This window comes from Streptomyces sp. NPDC007991, assembly GCF_042958445.1.
GTDB lineage: Bacteria > Actinomycetota > Actinomycetes > Streptomycetales > Streptomycetaceae > Streptomyces.
In genome coordinates this window covers 362,643-389,365 of record NZ_JBIBJD010000007.1, presented here as the reverse complement: position 1 = coordinate 389,365, position 26,723 = coordinate 362,643, and the positions used below count along the sequence as shown (strand labels likewise).

The following is a 26,723-nucleotide window of genomic DNA, read 5'->3' as shown; positions in this document are numbered from 1 at the left end:
CCATCGTCAAATCACGTTCCGGATCTTCTCAAACATCAACCGCAGCTCCTGTGTCGCGCCAAGTCCAAGGCCGTCCAGATCCTTCTCGGATATTCCGCCAGCCTTCACCTCCTGTAAGAATAAGCTCGACAGATCTGTTCCGAATCCTTCCTGAAGGATGATGAGGTCACGCGTTTCCACCCCATCGTAAAGATTGCTGTGATTGTGCGGCACATGGAATGTCGTGCCAACTTTTCCCGAGCTCCGGGGCTTCCTCTTCGAATCTCTAGATTCCCTTATTGACTTCCCTCTAAATCCGTGCTTCATGTCAAAGTGAGCACGCTGCTCGGCGGAAAGCTTTTTGAGGGATTCTAGACGCTGAGACACTCTTGCTTGCGCACTCGACTTCCTCGCCTGCCGAGCCAGAACGCGATTGGGAATGTAGTTCTCCATCTCCCGGAATCTCAGCACGTGAGAGAGCCCACCTTCCGTTCCGACCGCGGCGGCCTTGTTATGATTATCGGTCCGCTCTCCTGGCCTGTAACTGTCACTGTCGATCACCAGGACCACACGTTTGATTCTGGAGAATTTCGCGACCTGATCAATGGCAAGACGGCACGCGCCGTCCTTGCCGCCCCCGTTGTGTACGTCCAGGCGATTGTTCCTTTCAGCTTCGACGATGTCCTTGCAGCCCAGCAGATTCGCCAGCGCTTCGATCATCTGCCAGTCATAGGTCGCGTTCTCGACCACGAGCACTGCAGATCGCTCCAGGTCACGGACGTCGTCCTTCAATGTTTCCCCAGTGACCCTGACCACTCCTGCGCTCGCACCGCGCGGCGCCCAGGCGTGCGCCATGCCACTGGCCTTCTGTGCAAGTAAAAGGTAAATCTGAGCGAAGGTCGGTACATGCCGCTGGCAAAACTCGTGGACGGTATCCACATCACGCGGGGACAGCACCCAATCATGCCTTGCTTCCCTGAAGAACGAGATCAACTTCAAGACTAGTTCTGCGTTTTCGCTGCCTTCGCGATCCCTGAGGAGGTCAATCGGAATCTCAATCCGCATTTTCGATCCGATTCGCCTGCGCATCCGCGAGAGCGCGCACTTCCTCAAAGTCTTCCGAAAAAATTCCCGTAGGCCAGTAATCGATGTTCCCTAGAGGGTCCACCTCGATCTTGCGCAGGAAAGCAGAGTCATCTTCCTGTTCCACGAAGTAGATACTAAGGTCTTTCGAGCTCAGACGCCCCTCTGCCACTCGGCGACGCAGACGCAGGAGGAAGTTTTCGCTGTGCGTCTCCACCAGAAAGCGGACCTTCGATTCCTGTACAGCACTGATGTACAGGTCTGCGATCGCTGCATGCGCGGACGGGTGGAGGTGAAGCTCAGGCTCCTCAACGATTTCGATCACAGAGTGAGGCGGTGGATCTACTTTATCTGAGGCACGCTGGACCAGCATAGGGAGAAACTGAACCACCCCTGTGCCGACATCGTCGATGTGAACGAAAAGATCCGGGTCACGCGTCGAGTAGAGGCGAGGAACGTACATACCTGCTCCGACATCAGTGACGGCAAGACGCCACCCGGGCAACATATCGGCCAGGAGACGGTTGACCTCTCTCGTAATGCGTCCGCGGCCGCGCATCTCGTCTGCAGCGAGCATGCCCAGCGCTTCCTCTCCCCTGCTGCCCACACTGCGGGAAGCTCTGGCCGAGGCTCGAAAGAACCGATCTGGATTCTTCCTGAACGGACCAAGATAGCGAATCTCGTCAAGCTCTTCGCGGATTCTATTCGAGACCCTGTCAATCCCCCCAACAGAGTCGGACCAGTCAGACGCATCGGGCAGAATCCCGCGGAATGCAAGTTTTCTTTCGTGACCGCCGAACCGATAGGTTCGCTTTTCTGAGGAATAGGCATCGGGGCCGGGAACCCAGAAAAATTCTTCACGATTCGAGCCATACGAGATCTCCAACCCGGAGATCAGTTGCATTCCCTGGTCAGCGATGTTCTGAATTTCAGCGTCGACGTCCAAGGGTAGACCGCCCTCCATCCGAAAGGAGAACCCTACGGAAATACGCCCATGTGGTGACGATCCATGGATTAGGTCCGTAAATGAGGAGGCGAACCCCGGAGCCGGATCTAGATCCAGGGGATAAGGTGAATCCGTGCGAATGCCAGTGGACAGGACTGGGAGGGCTCGCACGACCGCACTCTTGCCGGCATTGTTTCTTCCCAGCACAACGGTGATTCTGCCAAGCTCAACCTCCTGCCTGTCCTTAAAACAGCGGTAGTTCTCCAAGGAGAACCGCTCCAACGGCATGTAGGCTCCCATCCGGTCTCACTGTGCCTGTCGAAGTCACGTCGGTCTCGGCAAGCGTGGTCCGCAGGCTTGTCAGGCTATCTGGATCAATGCTTCCAGACCTCGCACACTCAAGGTTCTCCCCTGCTCCCCAGGACATCGACAGCGCCGGATGGCCGACGTATCCGTCGCGAGAACGACCTGCGACCCGCGACCCGTCACCTCACGGGTCCATGGCCCTGGCCGGCTCCTTGCCGGGTGCTCTCGGTAGCGCTGCGGTCAGAGCGAGCTGCCCCTCCGTCGACCAGGGTCGCCAGTCCCCGGTCGTCGGCGATCCTGCCGCAGTACCCGGTCCCCCACCCGTCAGGCGTCGCGGGCCTGGCGCCCCCGCCGGCACGGGCGCCGGGCGCGCGGCACGCCAACCCGCCCTGGTCTTCACACAATCGGGCCGGGCACGCCCCCTCGCCCCGATGCGCCGTCGGCAGCACACTTGACCAAGGAAACGACCGGCACGACGACCTGGGTACGCCGGTGCCGCGGAGGGGGACGTGACATGCGGGACAGTCATCGGGCCGAAGCCGAGCGGCTGTTGGCACGGGCCGTGGAGGAGGAGGTGCGCCGCACGGGCGGGCGCACGGACGGGAAGGTGCTGCTCGCGCGGGCGCGCGGGGCGCTCGACGCGATGGCGCAGAGCGCGGCCGAGGAGTACGAGGCCTACACGCGCGCCCTGGACGAGGCGGCGGCCGGTCAGCTCACCTTCGGCCAGCGCTACGCCCGGGACGGCGCCGGGACACCGCTGCTGGTGGCCGGGGTCGCGGCCGTCACGGCCCTCGTCGCCGACCTGGCCCTCGGCACGGACACCGGGACGGCGCTCGGCGCGGGCGTGACCGTCGGGGTCGTGGGCGCCGCGGCGACCGTCGTGAAGGTCGTCGGCTCGCACCTGCCGGCCGCACACCACCGGGCCGGGGCCGCGAGCCAGCCGGGCGGGCCCGAACAGCTGCGGCTGCAGTGGCTGACGGCACTGGAGGTGCGGGGCATCCGGCCGTTCCTGGACCAGCAGCGGGTGCTCGCCGCCTCCACGGGGCCGAAGAAGACCGGGCCGCGGCTGCGCGGCGCCGACAAGAGCGCGGCGGCGCGCGGGCGCAACGTGCTGGAGCAGTCCTTCGCGCAGCTCCCGGAACCGGCTCAGCCGCTCGCGGGGCGGCGGCACGAGCTGGCGCAGATCCGGCAGTGGGTGCAGGCGGCCCGGGCGAGCACCGAGACCCAGCCGACGGTGGTCGTCCTGCACGGCACGCCCGGCAGCGGCCGGACGACCCTGGCGGTGCACGCCACGCACGATCTGAGGGACTACTTCCGCGGCGCGTGCGTCGTCGACCTGCGCGCCGACGACCCGGGCGAGTCCCCGCTGTCCACCCGCGACGCCCTGCTGCACCTGCTCAACCGGCTCGGCGCGCCCCGCGAGCAGCTGCTGTTCCGCGAGCGCTCCTCCCCCGACCAGCAGGTCAAGCGGCTGAGCGAGCTGTACCACCAGCATCTGACCGGCCTGCCGGTCACGGTTGTCCTGGACGACGCCTCGGACGCCGGGCAGGTCCGCGCCCTGGTCCCGGAGCGGTCCGACAGCCTGGTGCTGGTGACCGCGCGGGGCCCGCTGGAGCTGGGCGAGCTGCCCGCACGGGTGCACCAGCTGCCCGTGTCGCCGCTGGACGCGGCGGGTGCGGAGGAACTGCTGGGTGCGGCGGCGCAGGACCGGTCCGGGCCCTACGACGCCGAGTCCGCCGACCGGGTCCGGGAGCTGTGCGGCGGGCTGCCGCTGGCGCTGCGCATCGCCGGCTCGTGCCTCGGCCCGCGCTCCCCGCGCGCGCTGGCCACGGACCTCGGGGCGTACGGCCCGGTCGATCCCGTCGAGCGCGCCCTGTGGCTGCGCTACACCGACCAGCCGGAGCCCGTACGGCGGCTGCTGCGCCGGCTGGCCCTGGCCGGCCGGGCCTCGCTGGGCGCCGCCGCGGCCGCCGCACTGCTGGCCACCGACGAGACGGAGGCCACACGCCATCTCCAGGCCCTGACCCGCGCGGGCCTGATCGACCACGTCCGGGGCGACCGCTACCGGCTGCACGACCTGGTCCGCGCCTTCGCCCAGGCCCGGCTCCTCGACGAGGAGGAACCGGCCGAGCGCACGGCGGCGCAGGAACGCCTGGTCGTGAACTACGCCGAGCTGGCCGACTCGGTGCTGCGCATGGTCGACGGCAACATGTCGACCCGCACGAACCGCTTCAGCCCGTACGGCTTCCCCTCCCTCGACGAGGCGCTGCGCTGGCTGGACGACGAGTCGAGCTTCATCACGGCGGCGCTGCGGCACGCCGAGGGCGTGGACCAGGCGGCGGTCCTGAACCTGCTGGGCGCCCTGTGCGACTACTGCCTGCTGCGCGGCGACCTCTACCGCCTGGGCGAGATCAGTGAACTGGCCCAGGCCGTGGACCAGGGCCTGCTGGTCCGCTCGGTGCAGTGGCGCACCGGCATCGCGGCACGGCAGCTCGGCGAACTGGACAAGGCGCGGACGACCCTCGCCTCGGTCGTCGACCTGTACCGGGAGGCCCATCACGACGCGGGGGCCGCCCGCGCCCTGTGCTCGCTCGGCATCACGCTGCACCACCAGGGCAATCTGACGGAGGCGTCGGCGAAGCTCCGCGAGGCGCTGGCCCTGCAGTCCTCCCCGGAGCTGGCGACGGACCGGGCGTGGACGATGCACGCCCTGGCGGCGGTGGAGCGGGACCGGGCCCGGGTCGCGGAGGCGCTGGACCTGCTGAACGAGTCGCTGGTGCTGCACCGGCGGGGCGAGTCCGTGCACGGCCAGGCCTGGGCGCACTTCCAGCTCGGCCAGCTGGGCCTGCGCATGGGCGACGTCCCGCGGGCCGAGGCCGAGTTGCGCGCGGCCCTGGAGCTGTACGGCCGTACCCGGGACGCCCGTGGCGAGGCCTGGGCCCTGACCCAGCTGGCGCGCGCCCTGCTGGTCGCCGGTGACGCGTCGCCGGCCGTGGAGGAACTGCGCGGGGCCGCCGCCCGGCACCGCGAGAACGAGGACGCGCGCGGCGAGGCGTGGACGCTGTACTACCTCGGCCAGGCCCTGGAGGAGACGGGCGACCTGGACCAGGCCGTCCGCGAGCTGGAACGCTCCCGCACGATGTTCTCCCGGATGCGGGACGTCTACGGCCTGGCCTGCGCCCGCCACCACTCGGCCCGCGTCACCCGCGACCAGCGCGCGGCCCAGACGGGCTCCCTGCGCAACTCCGGCTTCGCCCGCCAGCTGCTGGTGGACGCCCGCGCCGACTTCCAGCGCATCGGCGTCGCCCACGGCGAGGCCTGGACCTGCCTGGAGCTGGCGGTGGTGGACGCGGGCAACGCCCGCACCCAGCAGGCCCTGGCCCTGTGCGACGAGGCGGCCGGCCTCTTCACCTCGTACGGCGACCGCCGGGGCGAGGACTGGGCCCGCTTCCTGCGCTGCACCCTGCTGCCGTACGCGGCCCCCGGCGGCATGGAGGTGGGCACGGCCGTGGCCCAGGAGGAACTGGCCCAGCTGTCCCGCGCGAGCCATCCGCTGCGCGACCGGAAACTGGAGGACTACCTCGACGCGTACGCCCTGCTGCTGGAGCGCGGCGTGACCCTGGAGGCGGGCTGGCAGGCCTGGCGCCTGGGCATGGTGCCGAACCGGCATGCGCGGGAGGTGATGGGCGTGGCCGTGGAGTCGAAGGCGTAGGGACGCCCCCCGGGCGGACGCGCGACGCACCCGTCGGCGGCGGACGGCCACCGACGGGTGCCCTCCCGGGGAGAGGCGGTCACCCCGCCTCGGGAGGGGCGTCAGCCCTGCTTCTGCTTGCCCTGGCCGGAGGCCTCCGCGTCCGCGTCCGCGGACTCCGGCTCCGTCTGCTCGGCCTGCTCGGCCTTGGGGTCCGGGACCTGTGTGAAGTCGACCCTGCTCATATGGCGGCTCATGGACTTCATCAGGGCCCACACCGCCAGGGCCATCGCCGCGAAGACGATGAAGCCGAGGACGCCGGGGGTGACCTTGTCCTCGTCGACCTCCTTGGCGAAGGTGACGAGGTGCGTCATTGCCAGGCTTGCGCTTGCGCTCATGTCAGGCATTGTCGCGGACGCCCGCGAAGAGGTCGTCCTCGGGGAGGGAGGTATCGACGAGGGACTTCGCCAGCTCGTACTCCTCCGTCGGCCAGACCTCCTTCTGGATCTCCATCGGCACCTTGAACCAGCCGCCGTCCGGGTCGATCTGCGTGGCGTGCGCGATCAGCGCCTTGTCGCGGATCTCGTAGAAGTCGGCGCAGGGCACGTGCGTGGTGAGCGTGCGCTGCTTCATGCCGAACTCGTCCCAGCGCTTGAGCCAGTCCCCGTAGGGCGACTCCAGGCCCCGGTCGAGCATCGCCTGGTGCAGCGCCTCGGTGCGGGGGCGGTTGAAGCCCTGGTTGTAGTAGAGCTTCTGCGGCTGGTACGCGGGGCCGTACTCGGCCTCCGGGTACTTCTCGGTGTCCGCCGCCCCCTCGAACGCCACCATCGAGATCTTGTGGGTCATGATGTGGTCGGGGTGCGGGTAGCCGCCGTTCTCGTCGTAGGTGGTGATCACCTGGGGACGGAACGCGCGGATCTTCCGCACCAGCTCGCCGGCCGCGTGGTCGACGTCCTCCAGGGCGAAGCAGCCCTCCGGCAGCGGCGGCAGCGGGTCGCCCTCGGGCAGGCCCGAGTCGACGAAGCCGAGCCACTCCTGCTTCACGCCCAGGATCTCCCGGGCCTCGTCCATCTCCCTCTTGCGTACCTCGTGGATGTGCTCCTCGACGTACCTGTCCCCCTGGAGCTTCGGATTGAGGATGGAGCCGCGTTCCCCGCCCGTGCAGGTCACGACCAGCACGTCCACCCCCTCGGACACGTACTTGGCCATGGTCGCCGCGCCCTTGCTCGACTCGTCGTCGGGGTGGGCATGAACGGCCATCAGTCGCAACTGGTCAGTCAAGACTCATTCCTCAGTAAGTCGGCGCCCTGTGTGCGTCGGCGCAATCAGCGGCTTCTATAGTGACCGAACCGGGGGGCGAATAATTCCGGGCCCCGGTCCCGGGCCGCCTTGCGGGACATTCGTCCCGGCCCTGTCTGGAGGACGATCATGAGTACGGCGAGCACGCGACTGCCCGAGGGACGCTACGGCCGTTCCACGGACGAGCGCGCCGACCGCACACTCAAGATCGTCGGCGCCGTCCTCGCGGCGGCGCTGCTGGGGCTCGTCGGCTGGTTCGGCTACCACTACGTCGCCCAGAACGAGATCAGCGCCGAGGTGATCAGCTTCGAGCCCGGCAAGGAGTCCGTGCAGGTGCACCTGGAGGTCCGCAAGGACGCCGGTGCCGACGGCTACTGCACCGTGCGCTCGCAGGCCGAGAACGGTGCCGAGGTCGGCCGGGCCGATTTCCGCTTCGAGGGGGACGCCACCCGCATCGACAAGGTCGTCACGCTCCGTACGACCTCCCCGGGGACGACGGCCGAGCTGCTGGGCTGCCACACCGGCTGAGACCCGGCCCGTGGTCACCTGCAATACGTAGCGGCTGACCTGCGTTGACGTGAAACTGGTGGCTTATGTCCTCCCCCTTCCGCTCCTGAATTGTTAGGCTCGTGGTTTCGCCCATCCGTGAAGGAACATGCTTCTGGGTAGGGCGATGCTTTGTATTCCCAGTACCTACGAGGAGCACCTGTGACCCAGACCAGCGAGAACGTCACCTGGCTGACCCAGGAGGCGTACAACAAGCTCAAGGCTGAGCTTGAGTACCTTACTGGTCCCGCGCGGGCTGAGATCTCCGCGAAGATCGCCGCCGCGCGCGAGGAGGGCGACCTGCGTGAGAACGGCGGGTACCACGCAGCCAAGGAGGAGCAGGGCAAGCAGGAACTCCGTGTGCGCCAGCTCACCCAGCTCCTCGAGAGCGCCAAGGTCGGCGAGGCGCCCGCGGCGGACGGCGCCGTGGCGCCCGGCATGGTCGTCACGATCGCCTTCGACGGTGACGAGGACGACACGCTGACGTTCCTGCTCGCCTCCCGCGAGTACGCGAGCGCCGACATCGAGACGTACTCACCGCAGTCCCCGCTGGGCACCGGCGTGATCGGCCACAAGGTCGGCGAGGACGCGCAGTACGAGCTCCCGAACGGCAAGAAGGCCTCGGTGAAGATCCTCAAGGCCGAGCCCTACGAGGGCTGAACCGGCCCGACCGATGTCCTGACCCGCCCCCGGCGTCCTCGCGGCGCCGGGGGCATCGTCATGCGGCGCGGTGCTTGAGGCCGATGAGTTCGCCGGTTGCCCGAAGTCTTCCTGTCATGAGGAGAGGGAGGCCAGGATGCGCAATCCGATTCGGCTGTACATGTCGATGTCGCTCGACGGCTTCATCGCCGGGCCGGACGACCGGCCAGGCCAGGAGCTCGGACGCGAGGGCGGACGGCTTTTCGACTGGCTCGACGACCGGGAATCCGACGGCCCGAGTGGCCAGGTCTACCGCGAAGCGCTGGCGACCGGCGCGGTGATCTCCGGCCGGCGGACCTTCGAACTCGCCGGGCGCTGGCAGGGCGACCATCACGACGGCGTGCCGATCCTCGTCCTCACCCACCGGGTGGACGACGGGGACGTGCCACCCGGCCATGCGCGCTTCGTCACCGGCGTCGAGGACTGCGCCCGTCAGGCTCGCGCCGCCGCCGGGGACCGGCCGGTCATGGTCCATGGGGCGCGGGCGGCCCAGGCGTTTCTGCGAGCCGGGCAGCTGGACGAGATGGAGATCCACCTGGTGCCGGTCCTCCTCGGGGAGGGTCGACGGCTGTTCGACCACCTCGGTGGTGGGCACATCGAACTCGACCTCGTCCGACGGCTCGACGACCGAGACGTCACGCACCTGCGCTACCGGGTGCGCCGACCCGGGGATGCCGCATGAAGACGCTCTTCGTCGCCTACCGCGTCACCGATCTGGATCGCTCGCTCGGTTTCTACACCGCCCTGGGCTATGTCGAGCTGGGCAGGGTCGAGATCGGCGACGCCGGCCGCCTCGTGATCCTCACGTTTCCCGGCGAACCGGCGGCCTCGCTCGAACTGGTCCACCGGCCCGCTGACGGACGCGTCGACGTGGGCAGCGGAATCGACCACCTCGCGATCCAGGTGGACACGCTGACGGTCACCTTGAAGACGCTGGCCGAAGCCGGTCTGGAGCCGGAGCCCGTCCAGTACCCGGGCGGCCCTGACGGTCCGAAGACGTCGTGGCTCACGGACCCGGACGGCTACCGGATCGAGCTGGTGGAGTGGCCGTCCGGACATCCCGACGGCATCACCGCGGCGGACTTCTCCTGAGGTGGCCGTCGCTACAGACCGGGAGCGGCGAAGCCGTTGAGGGCCCACAGTGCGGCGGAGTACCACAGCAGCCCGATGGCGCCGAACAGGGCGCTTCCGGCGGCGGGGAGCAGCCAGCCGGGGAGGTGCCGGCTGCGGACCACCAGGACCTTGGCCACGAAGGCCCCGTACAGCGCGCAGCCGGCGACCGAGTGCAGGAAGACCCGGGTGCTCGTGGTTTCCACACCATAGGTGCGGACGCAGTGGTAGGCGATGGGCACCGACAGCAGGAAGGCAGCCCATCCCACCAGGCGGTGCGTGATGCGGACACCGCGTGGCGCCGCCGCGCGAGCGGGGAGTCGTCCGTACATCCACAGGGCCAGCACAAGCTGGACGAGCGCGAGCCCGAACAGGGCGCTGCCCAGGCGGGCCTTGAGGGTGATCGCTGCGGCGCCCTGCGCGCCGAACAGGTCGGTCGCGTACTGCGGGGTGTGGTGCCGGCCGGTCACCCAGATGGCCACCGCCACGGCCACCGCCACGGCAGCGACCAGTGTGATGGCGGCGGCCCGCGCGGGAGAGTGCCGCCGGGGGGCTCGGTGACCGGTCCTGGCCGTCATGTCGGCTGACTCGTCATGCGGTCGTCGCCGGTTCAGCTCTTGTCGACCTTGTTGCCGGCGGCGTCGAGGACGTACCACTTCGCACCGAACTGGTCGAGACCCTGGCCGTTGGTGTCGCCCGGCTTGGAATCTCCCGCGTATCCGTAGACCGGGTGACCGTGGTAGGTGACCTGCGTCTTGCCGTCGGGTCGCTTCGAGGTGCCCACCAGTTTGGACTTCGCCGAGCCGCCGGTCTCCGGCTTCCCGGAGGTCAGCAACGGCGGCCACGCCGTGGCGCAGGCCCCCTTGCAGGTCGAGGTCGTCGACTTGTCCGCCTCGAACAGGTACAGGGTGCGGCCCTTCCCGTCGACCAGGATCGTGCCGAGGTCGCCGGCCGAGGCGGTTTTCACCTTGGCCTGCGCCCCGGACGACGCGCCGCTCGCCGACGCGTAAGGGTTCGTGTTCTGGTTTGCGCTGGTCGTGGCCGTGCTCGACGGCGTCGATGATGACGACGACGAGGAACCACCGCCATTATCGGAACAACCGCTCGCGGCAGCCACCGACACCAGCGCGGCCGTCCACAGCATGGCCAGGCGCATACGCCTCATCTCAGCTCCACTACTGGTAGGGCCCCGAATTCGCAGGGCGATGAACGCATACTCCCCACGTTCTCGCGCGCTTCCTGCCCCACCGCGTCGAGCTTCACTGAGATGGACCGTTGAGCGGCGGGCGCGGGCGTCAGCCTTCCGCCCGGCGGTACTTGCGCACCGCCAGAGTCCGGAACACCGCGATGATCAGGAGCGAGTAGATCAGCGACGCCCAGACCGCGTGCTGCATGGGCCAGGCGCCGGACTGGGACACACCCGGGTCGCCGAAGAGCCGGCGGCACGCCTGGACGGTGGCGCTGAACGGGTTCCAGTCGGCGACGTGCCGCAGCCAGGGGGTCATCTGGCTGGTGTCGACGAAGGCGCTCGAAATGAAGGTCACCGGGAACAGCCAGATCAGGCCTCCCGAGGTCGCTGCCTCCGGCGTGCGCACGGACAGGCCGATCAGTGCGCCGATCCATGTGAAGGCGTATCCCAAGAGGAGCAGCAGGCCGAAGCCGCCCAAGATCTTCGCGAAGTTGGTCGGGTCCTCGTAGCCGGGGCGCCAGCCGACGAGCAGCGCGACGATCGCTAGGACGAGCAGGGTGAGGGCCGTCTGCACGAGATCCGCGACGGTTCGGCCGGTCAGCACCGCACCACGCGCCATCGGCAGCGAGCGGAAGCGGTCGATGAGGCCCTTGTGCATGTCGTCCGCGATGCCGGCGCCCGCTCCCGCGGTGGCGAACGTAACGGTCTGCGCGAAGATCCCCGCCATCAGGAAGTTCTTGTAGACGGCCGGGTCGGTGGTGTTGCCGATCTTCATCGAGCCGCCGAAGACGTAGGTGAAGAGGATCACGAACATCACCGGCTGGATCAGCCCGAAGAGGATCATCTCGGGAATCCGCCTCATGCGAATCAGGTTCCGCCGGGCGATGACCAGGGAGTCGCTCATGGTGCTGCTCACTTCACGGCCTCCTCGTCGTTCTCCTCGTTCTTCGCCTCGGCCATGTGTCCCGTCAGCGACAGGAAGACGTCGTCGAGGGTCGGCCGGCGCAGGCCGATGTCGTCGATCTCGACGCCCCGCGTGTCCAGCTCCCGGATGACCTCGGCGAGGAGCTTGGCGCCGCCGGTCACGGGGGCGGTGAGCTTGCGCATGTGCTCCTCGACCGTGGTGTCGCCCTTGCCGAAGCCGGCGAGCACCTCGGCGGCGGCCTGGATGTGCTCGCGCTCGTGCACCACGACCTCGACGCGCTCGCCGCCGGTGCGGGCCTTGAGCTGGTCGGAGGTGCCCTTGGCGATGACCTTGCCGTGGTCGACCACCGCGATGTCGTGGGCCAGGTGGTCGGCCTCTTCCAGGTACTGCGTGGTCAGCAGCAGCGTCGTGCCGCCGGAGACCAGTTGCTTGATGACCTCCCACAGCTGCTGGCGGTTGCGGGGGTCGAGGCCGGTCGTCGGCTCGTCCATGAACATCACGGGCGGTGAGACGACGAGGGCCGCCGCGAGGTCGAGCCGGCGGCGCATGCCTCCGGAGTAGGTCTTGGTGGGGCGGTCGGCCGCGTCCGCGAGGTGGAACTGCTCCAGCAGCTCGGCCGCGCGCTCTTTCGCCGCCTTCGCCTTCATCTGGTAGAGCCGGCCGACCATGTACAGGTTCTCGCGGCCGGTCAGGTACTCGTCGACGGCCGCGAACTGGCCGGACAGGCCGATGGAGCGGCGGACGGCGTCGGGCTGCTCGAGCACGTCGATGCCCGCGACGACCGCCCGGCCGCTGTCGGGGCGCAGCAGGGTGGTCAGGCAGCGGACTGTGGTCGTCTTGCCCGCGCCGTTCGGCCCGAGCAGGCCGAGGACCGTGCCCTCGGGCACGTCGAGGTCGACACCGTCCAGGGCTCTTACGTCGCCGAAGGTCTTGACCAGCCCTTCGGCATGGATGGCGGCTGGCATATGAATCTCCGCGTCTTCGGGGAGTGCCGGACAGGGGAATCACGCTTCACGACACACCATAACGCGATGCATCGCGTCTCACAATGAGGCTTTCCGCGTTCCGCTCCGCGCGACGAAAGATCTTGAGTCGGCCCGCCGGCTCGGCAGCCGGTCAGCCCATGACCGTGTAGCCCGCCTCGCGCAGCGCCTGACCCACCTCGGCGCAGTGCGCCGGGCCCTTCGTCTCCAGGTGCAGCTCGACCTCCGCCTCAGTGAGCCCGAGCCGTGGATCGGTCCGTACATGGCTCACATCGAGGACGTTAGCGTCGACCACTGACAACACACCCAGAAGTGTGGCCAAAGCTCCCGGCCGGTCCGTCAGCCGCAGCCGGACGGCCAGGTAGCGGCCCTGCGCGGCCATGCCGTGCCGCAGCACCCGCTGCATCAGCACCGGGTCGACGTTGCCGCCGGACAGCACCGCGACAACCGGCCCCTCGAAGGAGTCGGGCCGGCTCAGCAGCGCCGCGACCGGGCTCGCCCCGGCCGGTTCCACGACCAGCTTGGCCCGCTCCAGGCACAGCAGCAGCGCGGCGGACAACTCGTCCTCGCTGACCGTCCGCACCTCGTCGACCAGTTCGCCGACGATCCCGAACGGCACGTCGCCGGGCCGCCCGACCTTGATGCCGTCGGCCATCGTCGCCGGATTCTCGACCGTGACGGGCCGGCCCGCCGCCAGCGACGGCGGATAGGCCGCCGCGCCCTCCGCCTGGACGCCCACGATCCGGATGTCCGGCCGCAGCGCCTTCACCGACACCGCGATCCCGGCGGCCAGCCCGCCCCCGCCGATGCCGACGACGACCGTGCGCGCCTCCGGGCACTGCTCCAGGATCTCCAGGCCCACCGTGCCCTGGCCCGCGATGATGTCGGGGTGGTCGAAGGGGTGGATGAACACCGCGCCCGTCTCGGCCGCGTACTCCTGCGCGGCGGCCAGTGTCTCGTCGACCACGTGGCCGTGCAGCCGCACCTCGGCCCCGTAGTCCCGGGTGGCGCTGACCTTGGGCAGCGGGGCGCCCTTCGGCATGAACACCGTGGAGCGCACGCCGAGCAGCGCGGACGCCAGGGCCACGCCCTGCGCGTGGTTGCCGGCGCTCGCGGCGACGACACCGGCGGCGCGTTCCTCGGGCAGCAGACCGGCGATCCGGACGTAGGCGCCGCGCAGCTTGAACGACCCCGTCCGCTGGAGGTTCTCGCACTTGAGATGCACCGGCGCGCCGACCATCTGGGACAGGTGCCTGCTGCCCTCCATCGCGGTCACCCGTGCCACACCCGAGAGCATCTTCTGGGCGCCGCGCACATCGTCGAGGGTGACGGGCCGCGAGGAGTCCGCCGTGCTGTAGCTCATGGCTCCAGCATCGCAGTTCACGAACGGGAACGGCCGTTGTGACCAACCTCCGAGACCCGCTTTGCGCAGCGCCGGTACGGCCCGCGTCCCGGCCGCGTACCCTGTCCCCCAATCAGCCAGCCCTTCACGAAGTGAGCCCCCGGCCATGCCCACAACACCTGAAATGTCGATGGACATGACGACCGTCGGTGACACCGGTCTTCTCGACACCCTCCAGCACGAGGTGGCGGTGTTCGCGCGCCGTGCCGAACAGACCCGGCTCGGCGGGGTCGGGCAGGTGCGCAACTCCATGGACCGCGCCGCGTACCTGCTGCTCAACCGTCTCGACAAGGAAGGCCCCATGGGCGTCAAAGCCCTGGCCGCGAGCATGGGGATCGACTCGTCGACGGTCACCCGGCAGGTGGCTCCGCTCGTCGACACCGGCCTGGTCAAGCGCACGTCGCACCCCGAGGACGGACGGGCGGTGGTACTCCAGCTGTCCCCGCGCGGGCAGGCGCGGCTGGAGGAAGTGCGCTCGTCCCGGCGGCAGTTGATGGCCGAGCTGACCGAGGACTGGCAGCCGGAGGAGCGCGAGGCGTTCTGCTCTCTCCTCACGCGCTTCAACAGCGCGCTGTCGGCCCGGATGGCGGTCCAGGGGGTACCGGGGCCGGAGGCGCAGTCGCCGTCCTGACCCCCCACGCACGCGTGGCCGACGGAGCGGGCGGGACGCCGACACCGGCCCGCACGCGCACGCGGCCGACGAAACCGGCGGCAGGACGCCGACACCGGAACCCCCACGCGCACCCGGCCGACGGAACCGGCAGGACGCCGAGGCCGGATCCACGGGCGGGTCGCGACGCGCCTGGCAGGAGGCCGGTCGGGCGCGGGGTGGGCTCCGTTCTCGGTGCGGCCCGCTGCCCCGGCCGCCGTCCCACCCGGTGCGCGGCTCTTGACCTCGGGGCCATCCCTGGCCTGATATGAGACCGGGTCCCCGTCGTACGCGACCGTCGCGCGTGTACCCGGCCGGGCCCGCATCCTCAAGGTCGCCGTCAGGCGGGAGGCGCGATGCGAGAGCGGCATGCGTCCCAGGCAACCCGTCGGGGCCGGGAGTTCGAGGCGTTCGTCGCGGGCGCGGCCGGGCGGCTGCTGCACGCCGCCACCCTGCTCACCGCGGAGGCCCCGGACGACAACCCGCGCGCGCGGCGCCTGCTGACCCTCTCCCTGGCGCACACGTACGCGTGCTGGGACCGGCTGCGCGGCGAGGATCCGTACGACCGCACCCGGCAGTACCTCGCGACCCGCTTCGCCCGGGGCGCGTGGCACCACTACGGCGGTCCCGGCCGCTCCCGGCCGCACCCGGCGAGCCCCCTGGCCCCGCTCAGCCCGCAGGAGCGGCTCATCCTGGTGCTGATGCTCTACGAAGGCGTCGCCGAGGAGCAGACGGCGGCCCTGCTCGGTCTGTCCCCGGAGCGCGTACGGGCCATCTGCCACCGGGCGACGACGACCCTGCTGCACCGCGCGCGGGGCCCCGCTCCGGCAGTGAGGGCCCCGAAGGCGGTGCCGTCATGAGCGGGAACGACCGCGACGCGGCCGTACGGCGGCTGCTGGAGCAGGCGTCGTCGCGGTCCGTGCCACCCGAGATCCACGCCGAGGCGGTGCGCCGGGGCGGGCGGATGCTGCGGCGCAGGACGGTGGCCCGGCGCCTGCTGTGGCTGCTGATGTTCGCGGCGGCCGTGGCGTTCACGGTGTGGGCGCTGACGGCCCGCCCGTGGGTGGAGCCGCCGTCGGACACGACTCCACCCCTCACCGGCTGGTGACCCCGCCGGGGTCGGCGTGACTAGCCGAGCGCCTGCTGGAGGTCTTCCAGCAGATCGTCGGCGTTCTCGATGCCGACGGACAGCCGCACCAGGTCGCCGGGCACCTCCAGGAGCGAGCCGGCCACGGATGCGTGCGTCATCCGGCCGGGGTGCTCGATCAGCGACTCGACGCCGCCCAGGGACTCGCCCAGCGTGAACACCTCGGCGCGGTTGCAGACCTCGACGGCCGCCTCCTCGCCGCCCGCCACACGGAAGGAGACCATGCCGCCGAACGACCTCATCTGCTTGGCGGCGACCTCGTGACCGGGGTGCTCCGGCAGGCCCGGGTACAGGACGCTCGTCACGCGCGCGTGCCGGGTGAGCATGTCGGCGATCTTCGCGGCGTTCTCGCTGTGCCGGTCCATGCGCACGGAGAGGGTCTTGGTGCCGCGCAGCACCAGCCAGGAGTCGAAGGGCCCGGCGACCGCGCCCATCGCGTTCTGGTGGAAGGCCAGCTCCTCGCCCAGGTCCGGGTCGTCGGTGATCAGGGCACCGCCGACGACGTCCGAGTGGCCGCCCATGTACTTGGTCAGCGAGTGCACGACGACGTCCGCGCCGAGCGAGAGCGGCTGCTGGAGGTAGGGCGTGGCGAAGGTGTTGTCGACGACGAGGCGGGCGCCCGCGTCCCGGGCGATCTGAGCGACGGCGGCGATGTCCGTGATGTTCAGCAGCGGGTTGGAGGGCGTCTCCACCCACACGGCCTTGGTCTTCGGGGTGATCGCGGCCCGTACCGCGGCCGGGTCGCCGGTGTCGGCGACCGACCATTCCACTCCCCAGCGGGCGACGACCTTGGCGAAGAGGCGGAACGTGCCGCCGTAGGCGTCGTTGGGGATGACGATGTGGTCACCGGGGCTGAGCAGCGTACGCAGCAGGCAGTCCTCGGCCGCCAGCCCGGACGCGAAGGCCAGACCCCGACGGCCGCCCTCCAGGGCGGCGAGGTTCTCCTCCAGCGCGGTCCTGGTCGGGTTGGCGCTGCGGCTGTACTCGTAGCCGCCGCGCAGGCCCCCGACGCCGTCCTGCTTGTAGGTGGACACCTGGTAGATCGGCGGGACGACCGCGCCCGTCAGGGGGTCGGCGGTGTTGCCCGCGTGGATCGCGAGCGTCTCGAAGTGCTGACTGATTTGCCTGTCGCTCATGAGCACCGAGGGTAGTGCGCCGACGCGGTGAGTGCCCGGGGGACGCGGCAGGCCTCGGAGGGCAGGGCCGCGGGGGCGGCTCGGCCGGGTTTTCCACAGGTTCGCGGACCAGGTTGGCCAATTGTCGGCGCGGTCTGGTTCGCTTGTCGCATGGAGATTCTCTGGGTCCTGATCGCTCTGGTCATGCTGGGCTTCGTGCTGCTTCCCTTCCTGCGGCGCCGGCGCGGGACCGCGATCGGGCTGGTCTCGCCCGACCACCCGGACGCCGCGGACCCGGCGAACTACGGCTTCGTCCGCGAGGAGGAGCTGGACATCCGCATGCCCGGTCCCGACCAGGACCTGCTGGACGTCCTGGACGTGGTGCAGCGCACGCAGGACTACCGCGCGGCACAGCAGCTCCTCGCCGGTACGGAGACGGAGGGCGAGCGCCGCTGGCAGCGCGTGCAGGCCTTCGCGGGCGCGGCCTCGCTGGAGCTGCAGCAGCGTCCCGGCGGGGTGAGCGAGGCGCCGGGCGGGCAGTGGCTGCGGGTGTGGCGGGCCGAGGCGCCCAAGGACGCGGGCGGGGCCGCGGTGCACGCCGAGTTCCTGGTGCAGCAGGCGTGGCGGACGGCGACGCCCGGGTCGCAGGAGTTCCGGATCATCATGGAGGAGGCGCAGGCGGCGTGCGGAGAAGCGGCGCTGCTGGCCCCCGGCGACCCGATCCCGTACATCGTGGAGCTGTCGGTGGCCCGAGGGCTGGACTACTCCCAGAAGGACTTCGAGCAGCTCTGGCTGAAGATCCTCGACCGCGCCCCGGCTCATATGGGGGCGCATCTGGCCGCGCTGCACTACTGGTGCGAGAAGTGGCACGGCTCGCGTGCGCTGGCGTACGAGTTCGCGGAGGCCGCGGCGGCCCGTGCGCCCAAGGGCTCCCTCCTGGCGGCGATGCCCCTCTTCGCCGTGTTCGAGCACCTCCCCGAGGTGACCCTGGTCAGCAGCTTCTGGCAGACCGAGGTCGTCACGAAGGCGGTCCACGGCGCGCTGCACGCGGTGCACTCGGCCCGCCCCGACGACCCGATGCTGGCGCACGTACGGCACATGCTGGTCTTCTTCCTGGTCCGCAGCGAGCGCTGGGCGGAGGCCATGAACCAGCTGGTGCACATCGACGGCCACGTCGGCGCCCTGCCCTGGACCCTCTCCACCGACCCGGCGGCGGAGTTCGCGGTGTACCGGGCCCTGGCGGTGGCAGGCTACGAGGCGAACGGCGGCAGCCCGGCGAGCCTCCCGCACTGATCCCGGCGGGGCGGCAGCGAGACGCGGGCGCACGGAGACGCCGACTCCGACCACCGAGACGCCTCGGCCGCACGAAGCCGCCGGCCCCGACCACCCGACGGACCGACCCCGACCGTACGAGCCCTGAGCTCCGGCTCCCGATGGACCGGCTCCGACCGCCCGGACCCCGGGCACCGACCCGCTCGAGACCGGCCCAGGCCGGGGAGGACACGGGGCCGACCGCCCTCAAACGCGCCCCGGCCACCCGACACCGGCTCCCACCACCCGAACCCCTGCCCCCCGACCACCCCGGAACACCACCCCCGCCCCCGAGGCGCCGGCTCGGGCCCCTGGGCGAGGCCGAGGCACCGGCTCGGCCCCCCGGGCGGCGGGCCCCGGCCGGAATTCCCGCCGGGCCCCGCTCGTTGTAGAGGGCGTCGCCCCGCGTGGGTGTCGCGCCGATTGGAGTCCGCATGTTCCTGCACAGCCGTACCCCCCAGCTGCCGACCCCCGAGCAGGCGCTGCCCGGCCGCCCGGAGCCGGCGTTCTCGGTCCCCGACCGTCACACCGTTCTCGGCAACCCGCTGCTCGGTCCCTACCCCGAGGGCCTGGAGACCGCCGATTTCGGCCTGGGCTGTTTCTGGGGCGCCGAGCGCAAGTTCTGGCAGCTCCCGGCAGGGGTGTGGACGACCCTGGCGGGCTACCAGGGCGGTTACACGGAGAACCCCACGTACGAGGAGGTCTGCTCGGGCCTGACCGGACACACGGAGGTCGTCCGCGTGGTCTACGACCCCCAGCTGATCTCGTACGAGCGACTCCTGAAGACGTTCTGGGAGTCGCACGACCCCACGCAGGGCTTCCGCCAGGGCAACGACGTGGGCACGCAGTACCGCTCCGCGATCTACACCCACACCCCCGAGCAGGCGGCCATCGCCAAGTCCTCCCGCGACGCGTACCAGAAGGTCCTCACCGCTTCCGGCCACGGCGAGATCACCACGGAGATCGTCCCGGCGGAAGGCCGCCCGTTCTACCCGGCGGAGGGCTACCACCAGCAGTACCTGGACAAGAACCCGGCGGGCTACTGCGGCATCGGCGGGACGGGGGTCAAGCTAAGTGACCCATTCGAGACGAACTGGGGGGCGTCGTGCCCGACGGGCCTAGCTCCGGCTCCCACTGAGGAATGACAGGCCGCCAGGGACCTTGGTCGTTCCCTCAATGCCAAGGTCCTGGCACATCACACGCTGCAGCAACGCGGTTGCGGCCAACGTGGCTATGCGTACCGGGCCCGTTGTCAGCCCTCGATCGACGCCGGACTTACGAAGACGGCAAGGTAGCGGAACTCGCCCCCAAGCCCGTCCAGAATGGAGTACGGCTCCCATTCGAGGGTGTATGCGCCCCGCAGCGTGCACGTGTTCGGCTCGTAAGCGCCATCAGCCCACAACAGCGTCCCTGCGAGCTTACGTCCCTGGTGGATCCTGAAGGCGTGATCCCGAGTACGTTGGCGGCCGGAGCTGGGCGGAGTCCACAGGGACGCCTCGTTGGTCAGCATGAATGCAAGACCGTTCTGATCGGATCGGCGGCAGAAGCGCTCCAGCCTGGCTATATCCCGAACGAAGTGCAGGCGAGCAAGGTCGGTGGCGGCATGCGCCTTCAAGGCGTACCCCTCGGCTGGAGTACCAGCCGTTCCTGTCCAACTTCGGGTGAAGTACTTGAACTCGATCACGGTACGGGCCTCGGACCCGATGCACAGTAGATCAAGGTACTCGGTTCTGTCAGACTGTCGCTGCGGCACCTCGAGCCTAGAGTGCACCTCCGGCGCCAGATCCCAGAGCACCCGAGCAAAACTGTGCTGAAGGTCGGCTTCGGAGTGGAAGACCGGCCTCTGCCGGCACATCTGCGCAATGACCTCACGGAGTGAGGTCTGTCCGGCAATGGTCTCGGAGCCGTCCATCGGTGCCATGGTCACGGCGCCATTGAAGTGGTCCCTCGACGAACACTCAAGCCGTGGCGCCGTCTTCAGGTCCTTGTGGGGTCCGCATGAGGATCCACAAAGACAGGCGCCGCTGTCAGTCCGTGGCTCTAACGTGGGACCGGACAGCACCAACACTTACTGGGGGGACGCATGAGGGATGCTGCGCTCTTGGCAGCCACCGAAGACCACGTACGCGTTGTACGGGAAGCTCGACGGATCGTAAGACAGATCCTTGCTGACGACGCGAACCTCAGTGGACACGAAGTGCTGCGTCGCCTTGACGAGCTGGTGGTTGAAGCCTCGGCGGAAGCCGAACGCGTCGCGAACGAGCTCGTGGAGGAGGCCGTGTGCCGTCACTGTGGACACTCGATCATGCGAGTGGGCGATTCTGCCTGGCGCCACGATGCGGCTCCGCCCATGTCGCGGGGCTGTCGGGCAGCGAGCTTTGATCGGGACGGCACCTGGGACGACTCCCTCGACCGAGCGTGGAAGGCAACCCCGCCGAAGGGACAGCGCTGAGGCCCCACGCTCCAGAAACGTCACGGGTCACATGGCAGCGCAGGCTCGCTGGTACGGGCGTGTCCTGCCCGATCGGCGTGGCCAGGGCCGAGGGCTGACGACCGGCGTCACCGCCTGGACGGGACGCCCCGGTCCGGATCGCACCGCGCCGCCACCGTGTCGGAGGGCTCGGCCGTGGCAAGGGGCCCCGGTGGCAATAAAGTGCCTCCGTGACTGCGCCCCTGAGTTCCACGAAGACCCGTGACGCGCTCCGGATATCCGCCCGCGTCTCCGCAGAGCTGCTGCTGGTGCTCGCCATGCTCGCCGTGGCGCTGTGGCTGCTGGGGCGGATGTGGTCGGTGGTCTGGCCGCTCGTCGTCGGGTTGCTGCTGACCACGCTGACCTGGCCCGCGGCCCGTTTCCTGCGTCGGCGCGGGTGGCCGCCCGCGCTCGCCGCGTCGCTGGTGACCGTATTGTTCCTGCTGGTCGCCGCGGGTACCGTGGCGCTGATCGCCGTGCCCGTGGCGTCCCAGTCCGGTCAGCTGACCGACGGTGTGGTCGAGGGCATCCAGAAGATGCGCGAGTGGGCCGCCGGGCCGCCGTTGAACATCGGTGACGCCCAGATCAACAAGGCCTTCGACAGCGCGGTCTCCCGCGCCCAGGAGGGCCTCGGCAGCATGGTGGGCGCTGTCGTCACGGGGGTGAGCACCGTGGTGAACGGCTTGGTCACCGCCGTTCTCGCCCTCTTCCTGATGTTCTTCTTCCTCAAGGACGGCCCGCGGTTCCTGCCGTGGCTCTCCCGTCAGCTGCCCGGCCGGCTCGCCGCCGACGTCCCCGCGGTGTTCGAGCGCGGCTGGAACACGCTGGGCGCCTTCGTACGGTCCCAGGCGGCCGTCGGCCTGCTCGACGCCGTCCTGATCGGACTGGGCCTGTGGATCCTGGGCGTGCCGCTGGTGCTCCCGCTGGCGGTGCTGACCTTCGTCTCCGCGTTCGTGCCGATCATCGGTGCCCTGTTCGCCGGCTTCGTCGCAGTGCTGATCGCGCTCGTCTCCAACGGCCTGACGGATGCGCTGATCGTGCTGATCATCATCGTCGTGGTGCAGCAGCTGGAGGGCAATGTCTTCCAGCCCATGATCCAGAGCCGGGGGCTCGGCCTGCACGCTGCCGTGGTGCTGCTGGCGGTGACGCTGGGCGGCAGCCTGGCCGGCATCGTGGGCAGCCTGCTCGCCGTGCCCGTCGCCGCGCTGATCGCGGTGGTCTGGAACTACGTGCGCGAGCAGCTCGGCGATCCCCCGCAGGAACCGGACGACGGGGCCGGCGCACCGGACGGCACCGACGCACCGGGCGGCATCGACGAGCCGGACGGCACCGCTCCCGTCCCGTCGTAAGGGACCCGGGCGCGCGAACCGCCCCGCACGCGCGAAGGGCCCCACGTGCGCGAACGGCCCCGTCCAGGTCGCGCGGCTCCTCCCCGCTTGCGAGCCTGCAAGTGAAGGGAGTGCCGCCTCATGGTTCCTGTCACCACGTCGCCCGTGCGTCTCGAGGCGTCCGTCGACCCCCGGTTGTCCCGATGGCTGTGGCTGGTGAAGTGGCTGCTCGCCATCCCGCACTACATCGTGCTGTTCTTCCTGTGGATCGCGTTCGTCCTCGTGAGCGTTGTCGCGTTCTTCGCCATCCTGTTCACCGCCCGGTACCCCCGGCCTCTCTTCGACTTCAATGTCGGCGTACTGCGGTGGAACTGGCGGGTCACCTACTACGCCCACACCGCGCTCGGCACCGACCGGTACCCGCCGTTCACCCTCGCCGACGTGCCCGACTATCCGGCCCGCTTCGACGTCGCCTACCCGGAGCGGCTCTCGCGCGGACTGGTGCTGGTCAAGTGGTGGCTGCTGGCGATCCCGCAGTACGTCGTCGTCGCGATGTTCGTGGGCGGCGGCTGGGGCTGGGACGACGGGGACGGCTGGCGGGGCACGGGGCTGATGCCCTTCCTCTCGCTGGTCGCGGTGGTGGTCCTGCTGTTCACCGCCCGCTATCCGCGGCACCTCTTCGACTTCCTGCTCGGCCTCGCCCGCTGGTGTGCCCGGGTGACCGCGTACGCCGCCCTGATGACCGACCAGTACCCGCCGTTCCGCCTCGACATGGGCGGGCAGGAGTCTGATGACCGAGGGCCACTGGTCAAGGGAACCTGACAAACTCCGCAATCCTCGGCGGAAGCGATTCTTCCCGCCTTACTCTCCTGCGCATGACGGTCAGACGAGCATTACAGATGATCATGGTCGTCGCCCTGGCCCTCGCGGGGGCGGTCCAGGGCGGGGTGAGCTCCGCGCACGCCGAGGACGGCGGGCGGCAACTGCTGTTCTACAACCACGCCTACGGTGTCCTCGACCGGGAGACCGCCGACGCCATCGAGCACTCCGACTATCTGCGGGACTTCGCGAACTTCCAGGTCCGCACCACGACCGGTGCCGGCGGGCAGACCTGGACCGGCCGCTACCTGATGGGCCGCGAGACCTATATCGAGCTGTTCGGGATCGGCGACGTCCCCGGCAAGGACGGCACCCTCGGCGCCACCGGCATGGGCGTGTCGGCCGAGCGGGAAGGCGACCTGGCGACGGTGACCGCGCGGCTGCGCGAGCTGGGCATCAGCGACCCGGTCGAGTTCCGGCAGACCCGCGACTTCGGCGACGGCGTCCCGGTGCCCTGGTTCGACGCCGTCTTCACCACCGAGGAGTACGACCTCTTCGGCGCCTGGGGCATGGAGTACCGGCCCGAGTACTTCGCCGACCCGCGCAGCAACACCGAGCCCGCCGCGTACCCCGGGGACGTGGGCCGGGAGCGGTATCTGTCCGACGGCTACCGGGACCGCCTGATGCGGGACGTGACCGGCATCCGGCTCGCGGTGACGGCCCGGGACCTCGAGAACACGCTGCCGCTGCTGAAGGCCGGCGGGTTCGCCGTCCGGTCCCTGCCCGGCGGAGGTGCCGTCGCGAAGGGCGGCGGCACCACGCTGCGGTTCGACGCCGTGCCGCTCGACCAGGTGGGTCTGCGGCAGGTCGAGATGTCGCTGAACAGGCCGGTGCCGTACCGGCACGAGGAGCGGATCGGCCACTCGGCCCTCGTCGTCGGCCCGGGGCCGCGAGCCGTGTGGACCTTCGGCGGCCAGGACCGGCAGGAGTAGCCGACGGCCCGCTGGTACGCGGGCGCGAAGGCTCAGCCGCCGCTGCCGTACGGCCGCGTGATGATCTCCAGGCGGTGGCCGTCGGGGTCGTCGAAGTACGCCCCCCGGCCGCCGTCGTGGTGGTTGATCTCGCCGGGACGGCTGTGGAACGGATCCGCCCAGTACGTCAGGCCGGCCTCCCGGATCCGGGTGAAGATCTGGTCGAACTCGTCCTCCGAGACGAGGAAGGCGTAGTGCTGCGGCGTGATGGCGCCGGGGCTGTCCATGTAGTCGAGCGTCACGCCGTTGGGGATCTCGACCGGGAGGAACGGGCCGTAGGGCGGGCTCACGTCCAGTCCCAGGATGTCGGCGAGGAACCGGGCGGAGGCGCGCTTGTCGTGGGCGGCGACGATGGTGTGGTTCAACTGCACGGTCATGGCGGGCCTCCCCTCCCAACCCACGATACGGCGGTGCCCGCGGTGGGTGCTCGGACGGCGCCGGGGCCCCGGCACGCGGCCGGGGCCCTCACGGGGCGGTACGGATCAGATCGTCGCCGTGTCGATCACGAACCGGTAGCGCACGTCGCTGGCGACCACCCGCTCGTACGCCTCGTTGATCTGGTCACCGCGGATCAGCTCGATCTCGGCACCGAGGCCGTGCTCGGCGCAGAAGTCCAGCATCTCCTGGGTCTCGGCGATGCCGCCGATCATGGAACCGGCGAGGGTCTTGCCGCCGCCGATCACCGAGAAGAGGTTGAGGGCGATGGGCTCCTCGGGGGCGCCCACGTTGGCCAGCGTGCCCTCGGTCTTCAGCAGCGAGAGGTAGGCGCCGAAGTCCAGCGGCGCCGAGACCGTGGAGACGATCAGGTCGAAGGTGCCGGCCAGTTCCTCGAAGGTCTTCGGGTCGCTGGTGGCGTAGTAGTGGTCCGCGCCCAGCTTCAGGCCGTCCTCCCGCTTGCGCAGGGTCTGCGACAGCACGGTCACCTCGGCGCCCAGCGCGTGTGCGATCTTCACGCCCATGTGGCCGAGGCCGCCCAGGCCCACGATCGCGACCTTCTTGCCGGGGCCGGCGCCGAAGCGCCTGAGCGGGGAGTAGAGGGTGATGCCGGCGCACAGCAGCGGCGCGGCGACATCGAGGGAGAGGCCGTCGGGGATGCGGACGACGAAGTCCTGGTCGACGACGACCTTCTGCGAGTAGCCGCCGTAGGTGGGCTCGCCGTCCTTGCCGATGCCGTTGTACGTCGGGACGTTGCCCTTGACGCAGTACTGCTCACGGCCGGCCTTGCAGTTCTCGCACTCGCGGCAGGAGTCGACCATGCAGCCGACGCCCACGCGGTCGCCGACGGCGAACTTCGTGACGCCGGAGCCGACCTCGGAGACGACACCGGCGATCTCGTGGCCGGGGACCATCGGGAAGATCGCCTCGCCCCAGCCCTCGCGGGCCTGGTGGATGTCGGAGTGACAGATACCGGCGAACTTTATGTCGATCAGGATGTCGAACTCGCCGACCTCGCGGCGCTCGATGGTGGTGCGCTCCAGCGGAGCCTTGGGCGCGGGGGTGGCGTACGCGGCAACAGTGGTCATTCCGGGGGTTCTCCTAGCAGGGTTCCGTGCCCGGCTGCCTTCTGGATGTTCTGACCGGGCACGATCCCGAGCGTGCCAGACCCGCGGGCGTCCACCCAGGCCACGGTTTTGCGTACGCACAGCGTGCGTACCACTGGCGGGGTCAGGCTCGTGTGCGTACGACCGTGAATACTGGAGGCATGGACGAACAGCCCGAACCCGTACAGGAGCCCGCACCGCAGAGCGGCGGGGGCCTGGACCGGCGTGCCGAGCTCAGTGAGTTCCTGCGCACCCGGCGTGCCCGGCTGAAGCCGGAGGACGTGGGGCTGCCCGACTTCGGGCGGCGGCGGGTGCCCGGGCTGCGCCGCGAGGAGCTGGCCCAGCTGGCCGGGATGTCCGTGGCGTACTACACGCGCCTGGAGCAGGGCAACGGGCGCAACGTCTCGGCGGAGGTGCTGGACGCGATCGCGCGCGCCCTGCGGCTGACCGGCGCCGAGCACGCCCATCTGACGCACCTGGCGAAGCCGAAGCAGCACAAGAAGAAGCAGACGGCGCGGGCCCAGCAGGTACGGCCGGCACTGCGGCATCTGCTGGACTCGATCGACGCCGTCCCGGCGTACATCGTGGGGCGCCGCTCGGACATCCTGGCCTGGAACCGGATGGCCGCGGCCCTCTTCGGCGACTGGGCGGAGCTGCAGGCGCCGGAGCGGAACTGGGCGCGGCTGGTGTTCCTCAGGCCCGACTACCGGGAGCTGTTCGTCGAGTGGGAGCAGAAGGCGTCCGACATCGTCGGCTTTCTGCGCATGGACGCGGGCTGCCATCCCGACGACCCGCGGCTGTCCGCCCTGGTGGGGGAACTGTCCGTGAAGAGCGAGGAGTTCCGCCGGCTGTGGGCCGCGCACGACGTCAAGGAGAAGAGCTACGGCGTGAAGCGGATGCGGCACCCGCTGGTCGGCGACCTGACGCTGTCCTTCGAGACGTTCCGCATGGTCGACGACGGCGAGCAGTCCCTGATCACGTACCACGCGGAACCGGGCTCCCCTTCGGCGGAGGCGCTGCGCCTGCTGGCGAGCTGGGGCGCGGACGCGACCCGGGCGGGGAACGGCAGCCGGGCCCGGTGAACGGGAACGGCCCGCCGGAGGCCGAGGCTTCCGACGGGCCGATCGCCGACAGGCGCTACGGCTCACCCTGCG

At 69.9% G+C, this 26,723-nt stretch carries 27 protein-coding genes; 14 read left to right on the top strand and 13 right to left on the bottom strand.

Features of this window, described 5'->3' with window-relative positions:
* Positions 1-6: 6 nt before the first annotated feature.
* Entirely contained in the window at positions 7-1,044 is a 1,038-nt protein-coding gene (locus ACFZDA_RS22415) for a hypothetical protein (protein WP_391084138.1), read from the bottom strand.
* Positions 1,034-2,296, bottom strand: coding sequence for a DUF3696 domain-containing protein (locus ACFZDA_RS22410; protein WP_391084625.1), 1,263 nt, complete (start codon positions 2,294-2,296; stop codon positions 1,034-1,036). Before ACFZDA_RS22410 ends, ACFZDA_RS22415 begins: the two co-directional genes overlap by 11 nt.
* A 532-nt stretch (positions 2,297-2,828) precedes the next feature.
* Between ACFZDA_RS22410 and ACFZDA_RS22405 the strand changes: the two genes are divergently transcribed.
* Positions 2,829-6,026, top strand: coding sequence for a tetratricopeptide repeat protein (locus tag ACFZDA_RS22405; protein ID WP_391084135.1), 3,198 nt, complete (start codon positions 2,829-2,831; stop codon positions 6,024-6,026).
* Between the two features lie 101 nt (positions 6,027-6,127).
* Here ACFZDA_RS22405 and ACFZDA_RS22400 read toward each other — a convergent pair whose 3' ends face one another.
* Together ACFZDA_RS22400 and mca are read right to left on the bottom strand one after the other, a co-directional pair.
* A complete protein-coding gene (locus ACFZDA_RS22400; protein ID WP_391084132.1) occupies positions 6,128-6,412 on the bottom strand; it encodes a hypothetical protein in 285 nt (94 codons plus the stop codon).
* Positions 6,405-7,286, bottom strand: a complete 882-nt coding sequence (mca, locus tag ACFZDA_RS22395; RefSeq protein ID WP_391084129.1) for a mycothiol conjugate amidase Mca — start codon at positions 7,284-7,286, stop codon at positions 6,405-6,407. The genes ACFZDA_RS22400 and mca overlap by 8 nt, the downstream gene beginning before the upstream one ends.
* A 147-nt stretch (positions 7,287-7,433) precedes the next feature.
* On the opposite strand from mca, the gene ACFZDA_RS22390 reads away from it, so the two are divergent.
* The 4 genes from ACFZDA_RS22390 (at position 7,434) to ACFZDA_RS22375 (ending at position 9,641) form a co-directional block, all read left to right on the top strand.
* Entirely contained in the window at positions 7,434-7,832 is a 399-nt protein-coding gene (locus tag ACFZDA_RS22390) for a DUF4307 domain-containing protein (RefSeq protein ID WP_391084126.1), read from the top strand.
* Between the two features lie 180 nt (positions 7,833-8,012).
* Positions 8,013-8,510, top strand: coding sequence for a transcription elongation factor GreA (greA, locus tag ACFZDA_RS22385; RefSeq protein WP_086842376.1), 498 nt, complete (start codon positions 8,013-8,015; stop codon positions 8,508-8,510).
* Between the two features lie 136 nt (positions 8,511-8,646).
* Complete coding sequence (locus tag ACFZDA_RS22380) at positions 8,647-9,231, top strand: dihydrofolate reductase family protein (RefSeq protein WP_391084123.1); 585 nt, start codon at positions 8,647-8,649, stop codon at positions 9,229-9,231.
* Positions 9,228-9,641: a VOC family protein gene (locus tag ACFZDA_RS22375; protein ID WP_391084120.1), complete on the top strand. Its 414-nt coding sequence runs from the start codon at positions 9,228-9,230 to the stop codon at positions 9,639-9,641. The genes ACFZDA_RS22380 and ACFZDA_RS22375 overlap by 4 nt, the downstream gene beginning before the upstream one ends.
* 11 nt (positions 9,642-9,652) lie before the next feature.
* Here the strand turns inward: ACFZDA_RS22375 and ACFZDA_RS22370 are convergent, their stop codons facing one another.
* The 5 genes from ACFZDA_RS22370 to ilvA form a co-directional block, all read right to left on the bottom strand.
* Entirely contained in the window at positions 9,653-10,237 is a 585-nt protein-coding gene (locus ACFZDA_RS22370; RefSeq protein ID WP_391084117.1) for a DUF6529 family protein, read from the bottom strand.
* A 32-nt stretch (positions 10,238-10,269) separates the two neighbouring features.
* On the bottom strand, positions 10,270-10,824 hold the full coding sequence (locus ACFZDA_RS22365; RefSeq protein ID WP_391084115.1) for a hypothetical protein: 555 nt from the start codon (positions 10,822-10,824) through the stop codon (positions 10,270-10,272).
* Positions 10,825-10,954: 130 nt separating this feature from the next.
* A complete protein-coding gene (locus ACFZDA_RS22360) occupies positions 10,955-11,752 on the bottom strand; it encodes an ABC transporter permease (protein ID WP_391084622.1) in 798 nt (265 codons plus the stop codon).
* Positions 11,753-11,760: 8 nt separating this feature from the next.
* Positions 11,761-12,738: an ATP-binding cassette domain-containing protein gene (locus ACFZDA_RS22355; RefSeq protein WP_391084112.1), complete on the bottom strand. Its 978-nt coding sequence runs from the start codon at positions 12,736-12,738 to the stop codon at positions 11,761-11,763.
* A 151-nt stretch (positions 12,739-12,889) separates the two neighbouring features.
* The gene (gene ilvA, locus ACFZDA_RS22350; protein ID WP_391084109.1) at positions 12,890-14,119 is read right to left on the bottom strand and encodes a threonine ammonia-lyase; all 1,230 of its coding nucleotides are present in this window, start codon (positions 14,117-14,119) and stop codon (positions 12,890-12,892) included.
* 163 nt (positions 14,120-14,282) lie between these two features.
* Here ilvA and ACFZDA_RS22345 point away from each other — a divergent pair, with 163 nt between their 5' ends.
* The 3 genes from ACFZDA_RS22345 to ACFZDA_RS22335 all read left to right on the top strand — a co-directional run bounded on the left by ACFZDA_RS22345 (position 14,283) and on the right by ACFZDA_RS22335 (position 15,915).
* A complete protein-coding gene (locus tag ACFZDA_RS22345; protein WP_208641395.1) occupies positions 14,283-14,789 on the top strand; it encodes a MarR family winged helix-turn-helix transcriptional regulator in 507 nt (168 codons plus the stop codon).
* Between the two features lie 374 nt (positions 14,790-15,163).
* Complete coding sequence (locus tag ACFZDA_RS22340; protein ID WP_391084106.1) at positions 15,164-15,667, top strand: sigma factor-like helix-turn-helix DNA-binding protein; 504 nt, start codon at positions 15,164-15,166, stop codon at positions 15,665-15,667.
* Entirely contained in the window at positions 15,664-15,915 is a 252-nt protein-coding gene (locus ACFZDA_RS22335; RefSeq protein WP_391084103.1) for a hypothetical protein, read from the top strand. The genes ACFZDA_RS22340 and ACFZDA_RS22335 overlap by 4 nt, the downstream gene beginning before the upstream one ends.
* 20 nt (positions 15,916-15,935) lie before the next feature.
* Here ACFZDA_RS22335 and ACFZDA_RS22330 read toward each other — a convergent pair whose 3' ends face one another.
* Positions 15,936-17,090, bottom strand: a complete 1,155-nt coding sequence (locus ACFZDA_RS22330) for a cystathionine gamma-synthase (RefSeq protein ID WP_391084100.1) — start codon at positions 17,088-17,090, stop codon at positions 15,936-15,938.
* Positions 17,091-17,240: 150 nt separating this feature from the next.
* Here ACFZDA_RS22330 and ACFZDA_RS22325 point away from each other — a divergent pair, with 150 nt between their 5' ends.
* A complete protein-coding gene (locus ACFZDA_RS22325) occupies positions 17,241-18,362 on the top strand; it encodes a hypothetical protein (protein WP_391084098.1) in 1,122 nt (373 codons plus the stop codon).
* 452 nt (positions 18,363-18,814) lie between these two features.
* The gene (msrA, locus tag ACFZDA_RS22320) at positions 18,815-19,525 is read left to right on the top strand and encodes a peptide-methionine (S)-S-oxide reductase MsrA (RefSeq protein ID WP_391084095.1); all 711 of its coding nucleotides are present in this window, start codon (positions 18,815-18,817) and stop codon (positions 19,523-19,525) included.
* A gap of 107 nt (positions 19,526-19,632) precedes the next feature.
* Here the strand turns inward: msrA and ACFZDA_RS22315 are convergent, their stop codons facing one another.
* Complete coding sequence (locus tag ACFZDA_RS22315; RefSeq protein ID WP_391084618.1) at positions 19,633-20,301, bottom strand: hypothetical protein; 669 nt, start codon at positions 20,299-20,301, stop codon at positions 19,633-19,635.
* Between the two features lie 752 nt (positions 20,302-21,053).
* Between ACFZDA_RS22315 and ACFZDA_RS22310 the strand changes: the two genes are divergently transcribed.
* From ACFZDA_RS22310 to ACFZDA_RS22300, 3 genes are all read left to right on the top strand, one after another.
* Complete coding sequence (locus ACFZDA_RS22310) at positions 21,054-22,199, top strand: AI-2E family transporter (RefSeq protein ID WP_391084615.1); 1,146 nt, start codon at positions 21,054-21,056, stop codon at positions 22,197-22,199.
* Positions 22,200-22,319: 120 nt separating this feature from the next.
* Positions 22,320-23,000: a DUF4389 domain-containing protein gene (locus tag ACFZDA_RS22305; RefSeq protein WP_391084093.1), complete on the top strand. Its 681-nt coding sequence runs from the start codon at positions 22,320-22,322 to the stop codon at positions 22,998-23,000.
* A gap of 77 nt (positions 23,001-23,077) precedes the next feature.
* On the top strand, positions 23,078-23,989 hold the full coding sequence (locus ACFZDA_RS22300; protein ID WP_391084612.1) for a DUF5829 family protein: 912 nt from the start codon (positions 23,078-23,080) through the stop codon (positions 23,987-23,989).
* 32 nt (positions 23,990-24,021) lie between these two features.
* Here the strand turns inward: ACFZDA_RS22300 and ACFZDA_RS22295 are convergent, their stop codons facing one another.
* On the bottom strand, positions 24,022-24,405 hold the full coding sequence (locus tag ACFZDA_RS22295; protein WP_391084090.1) for a VOC family protein: 384 nt from the start codon (positions 24,403-24,405) through the stop codon (positions 24,022-24,024).
* Between the two features lie 105 nt (positions 24,406-24,510).
* The gene (locus ACFZDA_RS22290; RefSeq protein ID WP_391084087.1) at positions 24,511-25,551 is read right to left on the bottom strand and encodes an alcohol dehydrogenase catalytic domain-containing protein; all 1,041 of its coding nucleotides are present in this window, start codon (positions 25,549-25,551) and stop codon (positions 24,511-24,513) included.
* Between the two features lie 179 nt (positions 25,552-25,730).
* On the opposite strand from ACFZDA_RS22290, the gene ACFZDA_RS22285 reads away from it, so the two are divergent.
* The gene (locus ACFZDA_RS22285) at positions 25,731-26,651 is read left to right on the top strand and encodes a helix-turn-helix domain-containing protein (protein ID WP_391084083.1); all 921 of its coding nucleotides are present in this window, start codon (positions 25,731-25,733) and stop codon (positions 26,649-26,651) included.
* Positions 26,652-26,723 lie beyond the last annotated feature (72 nt).